Here is a 14,336-nt window from a genome sequence, read left to right on the forward strand (position 1 = left end):
GGGCGACTCATGACAGACACCGACACCGACACGACCGGCCGGCTTCATCGGCGCACCGCCCCGGACGGAACCCCGTTCCGGGACCTCAACGGCAACGGCGTGCTGGATCCCTATGAGGATCCGCGACTGACCGCTGAGGAGCGCACCGCCGACCTGCTCTCCCGTCTCTCCCTCGCGGAGAAGGCCGGATTGCTGTTCCAGACCGTCATCGAGATGGGCCCGAACGGTGAGCTCCTCGAAGACGTCGGCGTCTTCGCCAAGTCCGCGACCAGGACCGCGGTGGTGGACAAGGGCCTCTCGGCGTTCAACATCCACGCCATCCCCTCCTCCCGCGCCGCGGCACGCTGGAACAACCGGATCCAGGCTCTCGCGGAGCAAACGCCGCATGGGATCCCGGTCACCCTCAGCACGGATCCCCGCCACTCCTTCACCGAGAACAGCGGCGTCGCCTTCACCAGCGGACCGTTCTCCCAGTGGCCGGACATGCTCGGCCTCGCTGCGCTCGGTGACCTCGCTCTCATCACCCGCTTCAGCGAGATCGTGCGCACCGAGTACCGCGCCGTGGGCCTGCGCATGGCCCTGCATCCGCAGGTCGACCTCGCGACCGAGGCGCGATGGGGCCGCCAGCTGCAGACGTTCGGCAGCGACGTCGAGCGGGTGCGTGCGTACACCCGCGCCTACGTTGAGGGCTTCCAGGGCCCGCGCCTCGGGCCGGACAGCGTCGCGACCACGACTAAGCACTTCCCGGGTGGCGGCGCGCAGCTCGATGGCGAGGATCCGCACTTCCCCTATGGACGCGAGCAGGTGTATCCCGGCGGCAACTTCGAGGCACACCTCGCCCCGTTCCGGGATGCGATCGCCGCGGGAACCACCGCGATCATGCCGTACTACGGCATGCCCGTCGGGCTGGTGCTGGACGGCGAGCCCATCGAGGAGGTGGGGTTCGCCTACAACCGCCAGATCCTCACCGGCCTGCTGCGCGAGCAGCTCGGGTTCGATGGCGTGATCGTCTCCGACTGGGAGCTGATCACCGACAACCATGTCGGTGACAAACTGCTCCCGGCGCGCGCCTGGGGCGTGGAGGAGCTGACTCCGCTGGAGCGAATGGTGAAGCTGCTGCACGCGGGAGTCGACCAGTTCGGCGGCGAGGAGTGCGTGGAACTGCTGATCGAGGCGGTCGAGCGCGGCTTGGTGGCGGAGGACCGCATCGATGCGTCGGCGCGCCGGATCCTCCGCACGAAGTTCGAGCTCGGCCTCTTCGACGACCCGTACGTCGACGAGACCGCCGCCGAGAAGATCGTCGGCAACGAGGAGTTCCGCCGCCTGGGACTTCTCGCTCAGGCCCGGTCGCAGGTCGTGCTCACGAACGACGGCGTGCTGCCGTTCGCCGGTGACGGCTCCCGGCCCCGGCTCTACGTCGAAGGGGTGGCCTCCGACGTCGTGGCCCGGTACGGCGAGCAGGTGGCGTCTCCGGACGACGCGGACCTCGCACTCGTCCGTATTCCGGCGCCCTACGAGCCCCGCGACGATCTTCTGCTCGAGAGCGGATTCCGTCAGGGATCCCTGGAGTTCCGGCCCGGCCTGGTCGCGAGGCTGGCGCGGATCGCCGAGACGTGCCCGCTCGTGCTCGTCGTCGATATGGACCGCCCGGGCATCCTGACACCGTTCACGGCGTTCGCCCGCGCGATCGTGGCGTGTTTCGGCGTCTCCGATGCTGCGTTGCTCGCCGGCCTCTCCGGGCAGGTGGTGCCTGCGGGCCGGTTGCCGGTGGACATCCCCCGGAGCATGGACAGTGTGCGGCAGGCATTCCCGGACGTGCCGGGCGAGCCCGCGGACGCGCTGTTCCCGCGGGGACACGGGTTGCAGGATTTCGGGCGAGGGAACGCGGAGAAGACGATCCCGGCGGCATGGAGCTAGTACCGCAATCAGCGCCTTGCGCTGGAGTGCGCTCCAGGAGTTAGCGTGGCCGACATGAGCACTGACACGAGCGCCACGGCACCCGTGGCGCACGCCCCGTCCCTGGGGATCCGGGACGTCGCCGAGCTGAGCGGACTGTCCCAGGACACGCTGCGCTGGTACGAGAAGGAGGGCCTTCTCCCCACGGTTCCCCGCCGCCCGGACGGACGACGAGCGTACTCCGAGCGTGATGTGGCGATGGTGGTGATGCTCGCCAAGCTCCGCGACAGCGACATGCCGACCGAGGACATGCGCGAGTTCGCACGACTCGTCGCCGGCGGCGCTGCCACTCATGGTCGCCGCCTCGATCTCCTGCAGCGCCACCGGCGCCGCATCGAGGAGCGTCAGGCCGCGCTGAACGATGCGCTCCGTGCGCTCGATGACAAGGCGGCCCACTATCGGCATCTGATCTCGGAACAGCTCGACTGCGATGGCGACCCGGTCTCGGCCGAGATCGCCGTCCAGCAAAGGAAAGGAATGCCCGCATGACCACTCCCCGAACGATCCTGGGCGATGGCCTCGACGTCAGCGCCATCGGCTTCGGAGCGATGGCCGTCTCCGGTGTCTACGGTGACGCCGACCCCGAGGAGGCCCTCGCGACGCTCCATCACGCCGTCGATGCCGGGGTGACCTTCATCGACACCGCCGATATCTACGGCGACGGCGACAACGAACGTCTGGTGGGACGCCTACTGGCCGACCGCCGGGACGAGGTGCAGCTGGCGACGAAGTTCGGCATCACCGGATCCATCGCCCGCAAGACGATGCGCGCCCGCAACGATCCCGCGTATGTGGCGCAGGCGATCGACGCCTCCCTCGCTCGGCTCCAGGTGGACACGATCGACCTCTACTACCTCCACCGTCGCGACGTGACCGTCCCCATCGAAGACGTCGTCGGCGCGATGGCCGATCTGGTCGCAGCCGGCAAGGTGCGCCATCTCGGACTCTCCGAGGTGACGGCGGCCGAGCTCGACGCCGCCCACGCGGTGCACCCCATCGCGGCGGTGCAGAGCGAGTGGTCGGTGTGGAGCCGTGACGTCGAGCGTCAGGTCGCGCCGATGGCCGCGGGACTCGGGGTGGGGTTCGTTCCGTACTCGCCCCTGGGCCGGGGATTCCTCACCGGGACGCTGAGCGATCCCGCGACGTTCGCCGATGACTGGCGCGCTGGGCTCACACGATTCCGCGGCGACGCGTTCGACGCCAACCAGGCGGTCGTCCGCGCACTCCGGGGGATCGGCGCCGAACTCGGGGCCACTCCCGCTCAGGTCGCGCTGGCGTGGCTTCGCGCCCAGGGGACGCTGCTGGGCCTTCCTGTCGTGCCGATCCCCGGTACGCGCAAGCCCTCCCGCGTGGATGAGAACGCGGCGTCAGCGGATCTCGTACTGACGGACGAGCAGCTGCGGACGCTGGATGCGCTGTCCGGCCAGGTCGTCGGGAATCGTTCCGACTTCGACGACCCGAACTGGACGAGCGATACGCGCGAGCGGGGGCTCAGCGCAGGGAGCTGAGCTCCCGCGCCACCGCGGCGAGGGAGACGCCGGCGACAGCCGGCACGGTGACGCCGGACAGCTCGTCGATCAGTGCACCGTCGATGGCGCTTCCCGCCGCACCACACATGGCGCCGACCAGGGCGGGAAGACTGTCCTGGTGTCGCGCGACCGTCATGGCCAGCGGAAGCGCCCGCTCGTGGTCGCCCTCCGTGGCGCTCACGAGCGCCAGCGCGAGCGGCAGCGTCTCCGCCACGGTGCCGGGGTGGCTGTAGGTGCGCGGAGCGAAGCGGGCGATCAGTTCCGGGATCGCCGCGAACGGAGTCGGCGCCTCCCCGAGGATCGCGAACGCGTCGCGTGCGCCGTCGGCAAGCCAGTCGTCCGCTTCCATCTCCCCCACCGCGAGCGCGATGGCGTGCGTGAGCGCGGCACCACCCACGAGCGCTGCGACGAGTGCGGCCACAGCACCGGCAGCGACCACTCCCCCACCGTCGTGCGTCACAGATGCCAGGGCGCGCGCGGTCTGCGCCGCGCGGGCCGGATCGGTGACCGCGATGCCGACGGCAACGGCGCCGGGGAGGGCGCTGTCGTCGTAGAAGGCGGGGTTGTCCGCACCGGTCTGGGGCGGGCGGAGCCCGGCGGCGGCGTTGAGAACCGCGGAGCGCTGCGCGGCGCTCATCCAGACATCGTCCCCGGACACCTGCGGAAGCCACGCGTCGAACATGGCGTCGGCATCGGCATCGGCGCCCACGGCAAGGAGCACCCGGGCGATCACCGCGAATGTCTCGGCGTCATCGGTGGGTGTCATTGGTGCGGCGCCCGTGGCGGAGAGCACGAACGGCGCGACCGGACGCAGCACGCGCGCGCGGTCGAGATCGCTCGCGCCCTGACGCAGCATGGATCGCACCCAGGGATCGCGGACCGTCCGATGCTCGCTGGCGGGCAGACCCAGCGCGTCGCCGAGGGCGAGGCCGTGGGCGGCGCGTACGGCGCGTTCCATCGTGATCGATTCGGTCATCGTGCCGCCTCCTGGCCGGTCCGGTCGGTGATCGAGCGCTGCACCAGCGCGTCCGCGAGATCGATGAGGTCGGTGCCGCGGGTCGCCGCGATGCAGCGGCCGGCCACGGAGCGGACCTGCTCCACCTGCGCGGCGGACAGCGCGCTCATCCCGTGCAGCGCACCGGCGACGGCGCCGCCCATGGCGGCGATGGTGTCGGAGTCGCGGCCGATGTTGACGCCCGATTCGATGACGTCGAGACCGCCGTTCGTGGCACGGAGGAGACCGACGCACAGCGCCACGGCCTCGGGCGCGACATCGGCCCAGATGTAGTGACGCAGCGGGATCTGGTCGAACAGCGCCTCCTCGGCGGCGAGCAGATCAGGGGCGTCTTCTGCGATCTGCAGCGCACGGCGCACCAGGCGCGCCGACCAGGAGTCCGTGGGCAGGGCGTCGACCATCGCGTCGATGACGGGGTCGACGGAATCGGCGGTCATCGCCACGGCGACGCCGGCCGCCACGGACTGGGCGCAGAAGACGCCGTCGCGGGAGTGGCTCACCTCGGCATCGGCCGCGGCCAGACGCCGCGCCAGGTCCGGATCCCCCGCGGCGTAGATGCCGATGGGGGCAACACGCATCGCGGCCCCGTCACTCCACATCTCGGCGTTTCGCTGTCCGCTCTGCGGCGGTTGCAGCCCGGCACGGAGATTGGCGATCGCGATCATCTCGCTGAAGCCGGCACCGTGGAACCCGCCGCTCTGGTGCTGGAGCGCGTCCGTCCACGTGGCCGCGACGCTTTGCGAGGTGAGGGCGGAGCCGGCAGCGAGGACACCGCGAGCGCACAGCACCGCGTACTCGGTGTCATCCGTTCCGGCCGCATCCTCCTCGAGGAAGCCGGTGACGCGCCCCCATCGCTCGCGGATGGCGGGCAGGGTCATGCCTTCGGTGGGGGCGCCCATGGCGTCGCCGATCGCCAGCCCGAGCAGCGAGCCGCGCGCACGATCCAGAGTCATGAGGTCTCCGCTCATTACGTTTTGCGAATGGGGACGGTCAAGACTCCAAGAAACGACGGTGTTGCATTCTCAGGACCTGCCGATAATATGCATCGTAGTGCAAAACCTTTTGCGTGCTGAGCGTCACGGGAGGACGAGATGGCAGGGATCCGCGATGTGGCGGAGGCGGCCGGTGTGAGCGTGTCCACCGTGTCCCAGGTCCTCACCCGCAAGCGCCCCGTCGCCCCGGCGACGCGTGCCCGGGTCGAGGAGGCCATCGCTCGTCTCGGCTACCGCCCCCACCCGGGCGCGTCGCAACTGCGCGGCGGGCGCACCGGGACCATCGCACTGATCGTGCCGAGTCTGACGAACCCCTTCTATCCGCTGGTCGGCGCCGGGATGCAGGACGTGCTCCTGGACCGTGACATCCTGCTCACCATCACCGAGGTGGGCAGCGGACACCGCCCGGGCACCACGATCCACCAGCTGATGTCGCGACGAGTGGACGCCATGGTCGCCGCCCCGTTCGGGCTGACCGACGAAGACCTCGCCGCGCTCCAGGGCGCCGACATCCCCTTCGTCCTCCTCGGCTCGCCACGCGGTGGCGCCGGGGACGTGGTGCACACCGATGACGTCGCGGGTTCCCGCGAGATCACCGAGCACCTGATCGAGCGCGGATACCGGCGCATCGCCTTCATCGGCGGCGACGAAGACGCCACTCCCACGCAGGAGCGACTGGAGGGCTACAGCGGCGCGCTGCACGCTGCCGGCCGAGACGCGGAGGCCGCCGACGTGGTGTTCGCAGACTTCACGCGACAGGGTGGCCACCGTGCGGCCTCCGAGTTGCTGGCTCGTGAGGTGCGTCCCGACGCCATCGTGGCCGCGAACGACCTCATCGCGATCGGCGCGCTGGACGCGGCCCGCGAGCACGGCCTGTCCGTTCCCGCCGACCTCGCGATCACCGGCTACGACGACATCGAGGCCGCCTCGCTCGTGAGTCCCGCCCTCACCACCATCGAGAACCCTGCTCGCGAGATCGGGCGCGCCTGCGCCCGCCTGCTGCTGGAGCGACTCGACGCCGACGTCACCGACGTGACGCGCACGGTCGTGCTCTCCCACCGCCTCATCATCCGCGAATCCGCCTGATCCCCCACCCCTGAATCCCGATCTGAGAGAGACATGAAACGAACCACGCGCATCCTCGCCGCGGTCGGCGCCGTCGCCGCCACCGCGCTCGCGCTGACCGCCTGCACCGGAGGGGGCCGCTCGGGCTCCGACCTCACCTACTGGGGCGCCTTCTACTCCCCCGACACGGAGAAGGCGTTCCAGGAGATCTTCGTCGACGGCTACAACGGCGCAGCCCAGACGCCGGTGAAGATGGAGGTCAAGGAGCTGACCACCATCGGTAAGCTCACCGACACCGCGGTGGCCGCCGGTCAGGCGCCCGACGTGATCTACGCCGACGGCCCGTCCTCCGCCTCCGATTTCGCCCGTGCCGGACGCACCATCGCGCTCGACGAGTACGCGAAGAAGTACGACTGGCAGGACAAGCTGCTGCCGTGGGCGTATGAGCTGAGCAAGGTCGACGACAAGCTGTCCTCCGTTCCCACCGGCTACGGGTCGATGGTGCTCTACTACAACAAGAGCGTGTTCGCCGAGCACGGCTGGACGGCTCCGACCACGCTGTCCGAGTTCGAGACGGTGGCCGCGTCCGCCGCCGAGGCGGGCCTCGTACCGCTGGGCGGCGGCAACGCCGGCTACCAGGGCATGAGCGAGTGGCTGCTCACGGCCGTGCTGAACGCCGCCGTGGGACCGGACAAGCTCTACGACGTGCTCACCGGCGACGCCGCGTTCACCGATCCGGAGTTCGTCGGCGCGATCGACCTCGTCAAGAGCTGGATCGACAAGGGCTGGCTGGCCGGCGGCTCGGAGTCGTACTTCACCACCGACGACACCGCCAACATCACCGGCCTCGCCAATGGCACCACGGCGATGTACATGAGCGGAACGTGGGCGTTCAACTCGATGTCGCAGGTGTTCGAGGACCCCGAGGACTGGGCGTGGGCACCGCTGCCGTCGCTGAGCGACGCCGTCGAGCCGGGGGTCTACCCGCTCGCCATCGGTACCGCACTGTCGATCAACGCGGAGTCGAAGAACGCCGACGCCGCCGCGTCCTTCATCGACTACCTCGTGGGAGACGCCGACCGCGCGCTGGAGTACACCGCGCGCACCGGCGAGAACCCGCCTCCGCTGGCGATCACCGCCGACCAGTTCCCCGCCGAGATCGACAAGCGCACGGTCGAGCTGTACACGGCGATCCCGGAGACCACGAACGTGGGCTACGCCACCTGGACGTTCTTCCCACCGAAGACCGACGCGTACCTGATCAGCGAGTTCGACAAGGTCGTCACCGGCGATGTCACCTCCGCTGCGTACCTGGAGGGCCTGCAGCAGGCGTTCCAGAAGGAGCATGACGCGGGGAGCACACTGACCCCGTTCACCCCGGCGGGACGCGAGTGACCATCAGCTCCCCCACCTCGGCACGGGCGGGCGCTGCGGCGCCCGCCCGTCGCCGGGGTTCCGCACTGCGCCGCCGTCGCCGTCTGATCGCCTGGGCGTTCGTGGCGCCGCTGCTCCTCGTCAACCTGCTGGTCATCACCGGCCCCGGCACGGCCTCGATCCTGCTGTCGTTCACCGACTGGGACGGGCTCAACTCGCCGAGCTTCGTGGGTCTGGACAATTACGCCGAGCTGTTCACCTCGGCCGCCGTGCTGAACGCCCTCTGGCACAACGTCATCTGGACCGTGTTCTTCCTCATCGTCCCCATGGCGATGGGCCTCGTGGGAGCCTTCCTGCTCTCGCGCTTGCGCCGCGGTCAGATGCTGTTCCGCGTCCTCTTCTTCATCCCGTACGTGCTGGCCACGGTGATCTCCGCCGCCATCTGGCGCCAGATCATGGACCCCGACGGCGGCATCGGCGACGCCCTCGCCACCATCGGCATCCCGTTCCTGGCCGACGTGAACTTCCTCGGAAACCCGTCGCTCGCGCTCGGATCGGTGGCCTTCGTGAACACCTGGCAGTGGTGGGGCTTCCTGCTGGTGATCTTCCTGGCCGCCATGCAGGCCGTGGATCCCTCGCTCTACGAGGCAGCGAAACTGGACGGCGCCGGCCCCGTTCGCGAGTTCTGGAGCATCACGCTCCCCGCCATCCGGCCCACCTTCGTCTTCCTCGCCCTGATGACGATCATCTGGTCTTTCCTGGTGTTCGACTACATCTACGTCCTCACGCAGGGAGGCCCCGCCGGCTCCACCGATGTGCTCAGCACCGTGCTGTACCGCGAGGCGTTCGAGAACCGCCGCCAGGGCTACGCGTCCGCGGTGGCCATGCTGCTGACCTCGATCAGTGCGATCACCGTGATCGGTTACCTGGTGCTTCGCCGCAAGCTGAAATGGGACGTCTGATGTCTACCGCCGCACCCGCCGTGGCGCCCGCCCGCCGCGCCCGCCGCCGCCCCCGCCTCATCACGTGGCTGATCGTCGGCCTGCTCAGCATTTACGCCGTCGGCCCGCTGCTCGTCTTCGCCAGCAACTCGCTCAAGTCGTCGCGGGAGATCGCCGCCAACCCGATCGGGCTCCCCCAGAACTGGAACTGGGAGAACTTCGTCACCGCCTGGGAGCAGGCCCGCATGGGCGGGGCACTGCTCAACAGCGCGATCATCGCCGTGGCCACGGCCGTGGGCGTCGCACTGATCGCCTCGATGGCGGCCTACGCGATGACGCGGCTGGACCTGCCGGCCAAGGGCGGGTGGATCCTGTGGCTGCTGGTGTCCTCCTCGCTGCCGCTGCAGCTGTTCCTGGTGCCGCTCGTGGCGTGGTGGTCGTTCCTCGGTCTCTACAACGAGCGCATCGGCCTGATCATCATCTACTGGGCCGTCTTCAGCCCGTTCGCCACTCTGCTCATCCGCTCGTTCCTGGTGAGCCTGCCGGTCGAGTTCGAGGAGGCAGCGCGCCTGGACGGCGCCGGCGAGCTGCGACTGTTCTTCCGCGTGATCGTTCCGATGATCTGGCCCGGCATCCTCACCGCCGCGCTCGTCGCAGGACTGCAGGCGTACAACGAGTTCATGCTCGCCGTCACGTTCCTCCAGGACCGCGACGCGATGCCCGCCTCGCTCTCGGTGTACGCGTTCCAGCAGGGATTCACCACGGACTGGTCGCTGGTGAGCGCCGCGGGCCTCATCATGGCGATCCCTGTGGTCATCGTCTTCCTGCTGCTGCAGCGCAAGTTCATCGAGGGTTACGCCTCCGGCGGCCTCGCGAACTGAGAACGACGAGGGGCGCGGCGCCGACCGGTGCCGCGCCCCTCGTGCTCTCACGGGTGAACGATGATCTTCACCGCGGTCTCGTTGTGATTGATGAGAGTGTCGAAACCCTCATCAATCAGGCGGTCGAGGCTGATGCGGCCGGTGATGAACGGCGCGAGGTCGACCTTTCCGTCCTGCACGAGGCGAATGACAGCCGCGTGATCGCGCACGTAGGCGATCGTGCCGCGCAGATCGATCTCCTTCAGAACCAGCTTCTGCATGTCGATCTGCGCGGGCTTGCCCCAGATGGACACGTTGACGACGACTCCCGTGGGCTTCACCGCATCCAGGAGCTGGTCCAGCACCACGTTCACGCTCGTGCACTCGAATGCGACATCCGCCCCGACGCCACCGGTGAGCTCCCGCACCTGGGCGGGAACGTCTACCTCAGAGGGATCGACGACGTGATCGGCCACACCGGTGTCCCGGGCCTTCTGCTTTCGGGCCTCGCTGAGCTCGCTCATGATCACCGTCACGCCTTCGGCGTGCAGCACAGCCGCCACCAGCAGACCAATGGGTCCGGCGCCTCCGATGAGGGCGACCTGCCCCGGACGCACACCGGAACGGCGCACAGCGTGGTGGGCGACGGAGAGCGGCTCGATGAGTGCGGCCTGGTCCAGGGGGATGTCACCGACGGGATGCACCCAGCGCCGGTCCACCACGATCCGCTCGCTCAGGCCGCCGCCGCCTCCCGACAGCCCGATGAAGCCCATCTTCTCGCACAGGTGGTAGTTGCCGGCACGGCAGGGAGCGCACTCGTCGCAGACGAAGTACGGCTCGACGACGACGGAGTCGCCCACCGCGATGTCCGTCACGCCGTCGCCGAGAGCCGCGACCGTGCCGGAGAACTCATGCCCCAGCACGACGGGGCTCTCCTCCCCCGACAGAGGGTGGGGGTGCCCCGGCGCCGGGCAGAAGATCGGCCCGTCCAGATACTCGTGCAGGTCAGTCCCGCAGATGCCGCACCAGGCCACGTCGATGGCCACGGCCCCCGGGCGCAAGGAGGGCTCCGGGACGTCCTCGATCCGGATGTCGCCGCGGGCGTGGAATCGTGCTGCCTTCATCATCGCTGCCTCTCTCCTTCCGGGCGCAATCACCGAATCTCGGCTCTCGTTGCGGACGTCCGCCGCGGGCCCGTCACCGTCAGAGTAGGTCGCGCAGCGCCGCGCCATCTCGGCGAGCGCCGTGGAAAAGCCTGAGCTCCATGCCGGAGACTCCACCGGAACACCACCGGATCTGAGGTGCCGCGGCGCGGATCTAGGTCATCTGCCCGATGAGGCACCCCCTCCTCAGAGAGGAGCGTAGGGGTACCGAAGAAGGAGAGTGCCATGGATCTCAACACCTACGTGAACCCGTACGTGGTCGCCGCGGAACTGGAGCAGGCCGTGATCCGTGCGGAGCGCGCCCGCGTCGTCGCCGAGCGTCTCGCGCCGCGTCCGGGTCTGCTGCGCCGGCTGTTCGCGCGGACGGCGCCCGCGACCGCCCCGACGACCCGGCGAGCCGCACGCGAGCTCGCGGAGTGCACCCCGCACGCGGCGTGATCGCCCCGCCATCCGATGTCCGAGGCGGCTGGCATGATGAACCCATGTCAGCCACCGCAGCACCGGAGATGGTGGGGCGCGATGCCGAGCTCGCGCTTCTCCACGAGGCGCTGCGTCGCGCGGAAGAGGGCCAGCCCGCCTCCCTCCTCGTCGCCGGAGAAGCCGGCATCGGCAAGTCCCGGCTGACCACGGAGTTCCGTCAGCGGCTCGCGGATGACGCCACCGTGCTCACGGGCTGGTGTCTGGACTACGGCTCCACACCCGCCCCCTTCGGCCCGCTTCCCGCGATCCTGCGCGGTGTGCTCGCAGAGCTCGGTGAGCGCGCCGATGATGCCGCCGGCCCCAGCCGCAACGCGCTCCAGTTGCTGCTCCCCGACCCCGCCGGCACTCCTCTGGACCGCTCCACCGTGCATCCGGAAGCGCTCGGTGAGACGATCGCCAACCTGCTCGAAGCCGCGTCCTCGGTACGACCGGTCGTGGTGATCGTCGAAGATCTGCACTGGGCAGACGCCGCGACGCTGTCGATGCTCTCGTTCCTCCTGCGCGCTCTCGCGGGCCGGCGTGTGCTCTTCGTGCTCACGTGCCGCACCGACGAAGTGCGCCGGGGCGGGGCCGTCCGCACCTTCCTCGCCGAGTCCGAGCGAGCGCGGCTCCTGGAGCGGATCTCGCTCGCCCGCCTCGACGCGGGTGCCGTGCGCGAGCTGGCGGTGGGCCTGCGAGGCCCGCTCGACGACGCCACGATCGCGCACCTCGTGCAGCGCAGCGAGGGCGTGCCGTTCTTCGTCGAAGAGCTGGTGTGCAACGCGGAGGGCCCCTTGCCGGACACGCTGCGCGACGTGCTCCTCGCCCGTTTCGACGCTCTGAGCGAAGAGGCCCGCCGCACGGTGCGGCTGGCCTCGGCATGCGACGGTGCAATCGCCCACGACCTGCTCGCCGCCGTCTCCGGGCGCGGTGGCGAGGGCCTGGACGAAGCACTGCGTGAAGCGGTGATCGCGGGCATCCTCACGGTGCGAGACGACGAGAGCTATGCGTTCCGTCATGCGCTGCTGCGCGAAGCCATCCACGACGATCTCCTCCCCGGCGAACGAGCGCGCCTGCACCGCGCCTACGCCGAAGCGATCCAGGCAGCCGGCGGCGCGGCATCGAGCCTGGCCTTCCACTGGTATCAGGCGCACGCTCCGGAACAGGCTCTCCGCGCGGCCGTGGACGCCATGCAGCAGGCGAAGGACAGCTACGCGTTCTCCACGGCAGCACGCTTCGGGGAGCTGGCACTCGAGCTGTGGGACCAGGTGCCTGATGCCGACGATGTCGCCGGCATCGAACGCATCCCCTTCCTCGCGCGTCTCGGATCGATCCTGCGCAACGGCGGCGATGCGGAACGTGCCCTCACGGTGGCAACCCTCGCCCTTGACGAGCTCGACCCGCAGACCGCCGAACCGGCCGTGCACGCGCGGCTGCTGCGTGATCGCGCCCTCTACCTCCAGAATCTCGGGAAGACCGGCACCGTGGAGTCCCTCGGGGAGGCCCTGGCGGTCCTGGACGGCAGCCCAGGTGAAGACCGCTTGCGAGCCTCGCTCCTGAACTACCTCAGCGGACGCTACCTCACCAGTGCCCGGCTGACCGACGCGATCGAGACCGCCGACGAAGCCTTCTCCATCGCGCAGGCCGCTGGCTTCGACAACGCCATGTCGGTCGCGGCGAACCTGCGCGGCTGTAGCCGCATCCACCTCGGCGACGTCGACGCCGGCCTCGCCGATCTCCGCCTCTCCTGGCAGCACGCCTCCGATCACGATGCCCAGTTGCGGTATCGCGTCAACTTTGCGGACGCGCTGCACAATCTCGGGCGTTTCCACGAGGCGGTCGAGGTGGCCGAACTCGGGGTCGCACACTCGCGCCGCCTGGGTGTCGAACGGGCCACCGGCTCCGTACTGGCGCACAACCTCGTCGAACCGCTGATCGAACTGGGCGAGATCGACCGCGCGGAGGAGGCGATGTCTCGCGACCTCGCGCTGCGGACGCTTCCGATCTTCCGGGTGTACTCCACCATGTCGCGTATCCGGATCCTGGTCTGGCGCGGTCGCATGGCGGAGGCCGCTCGCCTGCTGAAGGAATGGCGTCCCGTCGCCGCCGCCATCTCCCAGGTCGAGCGCCAGGTCTGGTTCTCGCTGCGCAACGTGGAGCTGCTGGCGAGTCTCGGGAACGGCGATCCCACACGGGCAGCGGGCGTGCTCGCCGAAGTCATCGAAGACCGCGGGCCGCACTTGGCTCAGGTCTCCCGGCTGCTGCTGGAGGGCGCCCGGGTCGTCACCGACCTTCGGGTGGACGGCCGTCAGGCTCTCGCCGACGACACCGCGCGGGCGGTCGCCGCGGCCTGGAACGCTCGACCGGAAGCGCTGCGCATTCCGCACTGGGACACGGTGCTCACCGCCATGCTGAGCGGCGACGCCACGGCACTGAGCGCGGCGCTGCCGGTCGTCGACAACGACGATGTGCCCGCCATATTCCGCCCCGTCCTCCAGCTGGAGCTCGCGCGTCTGCATCTGGCGGATGGGGATCGCGCGGCGGCGGCAGAGCACGCGATGGTCGCGGCGCAGTATGCCGACGCGCTCGGGCACCGACCGCTGCAGCAGCGCGTGCTCGCGTTCAGCCGGGATGCCGGTCTGGCACGCGTCACACGTCCCGGCGAATCCGTCGGCGCCGCCGCGCCCACGGAGCTGACCGCACGTGAGCAGCAGGTGCTCGACCTCATCGCCGAAGGACTCACCAACCGGCAGATCGGAGAGCGCCTGTTCATCAGCGCGAAGACGGCGAGCGTCCACGTCTCCGCGATCCTGCGCAAGCTCGGCGTCTCCAGTCGCACCGAGGCCGCGGTCTCGTCCCGCCGCTGAGGCGCAGTCGCCCCCGCACGGACCGCCGTGAGGGGGCGAGCCATGGAAGGCGTGAAGACGAGCCGCGGAGCGTCCGAGACGCATGCCGCAGTCGCGATGTCAGGACGAGCCGCCG

General features: G+C 69.7%; 12 protein-coding genes. 9 read left to right on the forward strand and 3 right to left on the reverse strand.

Annotated features, from left to right (window positions below; genetic code table 11):
• The first annotated feature begins 9 nt into the window (after nucleotides 1-9).
• Genes LQ566_RS07310 through LQ566_RS07320 form a run of 3 tightly spaced genes read left to right on the forward strand, consistent with a single transcriptional unit; the run spans nucleotide 10 to nucleotide 3,464 of the window.
• Entirely contained in the window at nucleotides 10-1,917 is a 1,908-nt protein-coding gene (locus LQ566_RS07310) for a glycoside hydrolase family 3 protein (protein WP_231090951.1), read from the forward strand.
• 54 nt (nucleotides 1,918-1,971) lie between these two features.
• Complete coding sequence (locus tag LQ566_RS07315) at nucleotides 1,972-2,445, forward strand: MerR family transcriptional regulator (RefSeq protein WP_231090952.1); 474 nt, start codon at nucleotides 1,972-1,974, stop codon at nucleotides 2,443-2,445.
• Entirely contained in the window at nucleotides 2,442-3,464 is a 1,023-nt protein-coding gene (locus tag LQ566_RS07320) for an aldo/keto reductase (protein ID WP_231090953.1), read from the forward strand. The genes LQ566_RS07315 and LQ566_RS07320 overlap by 4 nt, the downstream gene beginning before the upstream one ends.
• Here the strand turns inward: LQ566_RS07320 and LQ566_RS07325 are convergent.
• Both LQ566_RS07325 and LQ566_RS07330 read right to left on the reverse strand, forming a co-directional pair.
• Nucleotides 3,448-4,461: an ADP-ribosylglycohydrolase family protein gene (locus tag LQ566_RS07325; protein WP_231090954.1), complete on the reverse strand. Its 1,014-nt coding sequence runs from the start codon at nucleotides 4,459-4,461 to the stop codon at nucleotides 3,448-3,450. The genes LQ566_RS07320 and LQ566_RS07325 overlap by 17 nt on opposite strands.
• The gene (locus LQ566_RS07330; protein WP_231090955.1) at nucleotides 4,458-5,453 is read right to left on the reverse strand and encodes an ADP-ribosylglycohydrolase family protein; all 996 of its coding nucleotides are present in this window, start codon (nucleotides 5,451-5,453) and stop codon (nucleotides 4,458-4,460) included. The genes LQ566_RS07325 and LQ566_RS07330 overlap by 4 nt, the downstream gene beginning before the upstream one ends.
• 138 nt (nucleotides 5,454-5,591) lie before the next feature.
• Between LQ566_RS07330 and LQ566_RS07335 the strand changes: the two genes are divergently transcribed.
• The 4 genes from LQ566_RS07335 to LQ566_RS07350 are packed head-to-tail and all read left to right on the forward strand — an operon-like array spanning nucleotide 5,592 to nucleotide 9,753.
• Nucleotides 5,592-6,578, forward strand: a complete 987-nt coding sequence (locus tag LQ566_RS07335; protein ID WP_231090956.1) for a LacI family DNA-binding transcriptional regulator — start codon at nucleotides 5,592-5,594, stop codon at nucleotides 6,576-6,578.
• A gap of 33 nt (nucleotides 6,579-6,611) precedes the next feature.
• Complete coding sequence (locus LQ566_RS07340; protein ID WP_231090957.1) at nucleotides 6,612-7,952, forward strand: ABC transporter substrate-binding protein; 1,341 nt, start codon at nucleotides 6,612-6,614, stop codon at nucleotides 7,950-7,952.
• Nucleotides 7,949-8,893, forward strand: coding sequence for a carbohydrate ABC transporter permease (locus tag LQ566_RS07345; protein WP_231090958.1), 945 nt, complete (start codon nucleotides 7,949-7,951; stop codon nucleotides 8,891-8,893). Before LQ566_RS07340 ends, LQ566_RS07345 begins: the two co-directional genes overlap by 4 nt.
• Nucleotides 8,893-9,753, forward strand: coding sequence for a carbohydrate ABC transporter permease (locus tag LQ566_RS07350; RefSeq protein ID WP_231090959.1), 861 nt, complete (start codon nucleotides 8,893-8,895; stop codon nucleotides 9,751-9,753). Before LQ566_RS07345 ends, LQ566_RS07350 begins: the two co-directional genes overlap by 1 nt.
• A 47-nt stretch (nucleotides 9,754-9,800) precedes the next feature.
• On the opposite strand, the gene LQ566_RS07355 is transcribed toward LQ566_RS07350, so the two are convergent.
• Entirely contained in the window at nucleotides 9,801-10,856 is a 1,056-nt protein-coding gene (locus LQ566_RS07355; RefSeq protein ID WP_231091395.1) for a 2,3-butanediol dehydrogenase, read from the reverse strand.
• A gap of 264 nt (nucleotides 10,857-11,120) precedes the next feature.
• On the opposite strand from LQ566_RS07355, the gene LQ566_RS07360 reads away from it, so the two are divergent.
• A complete protein-coding gene (locus LQ566_RS07360; protein WP_231090960.1) occupies nucleotides 11,121-11,333 on the forward strand; it encodes a hypothetical protein in 213 nt (70 codons plus the stop codon).
• A gap of 44 nt (nucleotides 11,334-11,377) precedes the next feature.
• Entirely contained in the window at nucleotides 11,378-14,221 is a 2,844-nt protein-coding gene (locus tag LQ566_RS07365) for a helix-turn-helix transcriptional regulator (protein ID WP_231090961.1), read from the forward strand.
• Nucleotides 14,222-14,336 lie beyond the last annotated feature (115 nt).

The sequence above is a fragment of the Microbacterium nymphoidis genome (assembly GCF_021044885.1).
In the GTDB taxonomy this organism is placed as follows: Bacteria; Actinomycetota; Actinomycetes; order Actinomycetales; family Microbacteriaceae; genus Microbacterium; species Microbacterium nymphoidis.

Bases quoted from the DNA above. Each gene is read 5' to 3' on its own strand.
- LQ566_RS07355 (WP_231091395.1), bottom strand. From the start codon at position 10,856: ATGAAGGCAGCACGATTCCACGCCCGCGGCGACATCCGGATCGAGGAC.
- LQ566_RS07335 (WP_231090956.1), top strand. From the start codon at position 5,592: ATGGCAGGGATCCGCGATGTGGCGGAGGCGGCCGGTGTGAGCGTGTCC.
- LQ566_RS07350 (WP_231090959.1), top strand. From the start codon at position 8,893: ATGTCTACCGCCGCACCCGCCGTGGCGCCCGCCCGCCGCGCCCGCCGC.
- LQ566_RS07340 (WP_231090957.1), top strand. From the start codon at position 6,612: ATGAAACGAACCACGCGCATCCTCGCCGCGGTCGGCGCCGTCGCCGCC.
- LQ566_RS07360 (WP_231090960.1), top strand. From the start codon at position 11,121: ATGGATCTCAACACCTACGTGAACCCGTACGTGGTCGCCGCGGAACTG.
- LQ566_RS07325 (WP_231090954.1), bottom strand. From the start codon at position 4,461: ATGACCGAATCGATCACGATGGAACGCGCCGTACGCGCCGCCCACGGC.
- LQ566_RS07330 (WP_231090955.1), bottom strand. From the start codon at position 5,453: ATGACTCTGGATCGTGCGCGCGGCTCGCTGCTCGGGCTGGCGATCGGC.
- LQ566_RS07320 (WP_231090953.1), top strand. From the start codon at position 2,442: ATGACCACTCCCCGAACGATCCTGGGCGATGGCCTCGACGTCAGCGCC.
- LQ566_RS07365 (WP_231090961.1), top strand. From the start codon at position 11,378: ATGTCAGCCACCGCAGCACCGGAGATGGTGGGGCGCGATGCCGAGCTC.
- LQ566_RS07310 (WP_231090951.1), top strand. From the start codon at position 10: ATGACAGACACCGACACCGACACGACCGGCCGGCTTCATCGGCGCACC.
- LQ566_RS07315 (WP_231090952.1), top strand. From the start codon at position 1,972: ATGAGCACTGACACGAGCGCCACGGCACCCGTGGCGCACGCCCCGTCC.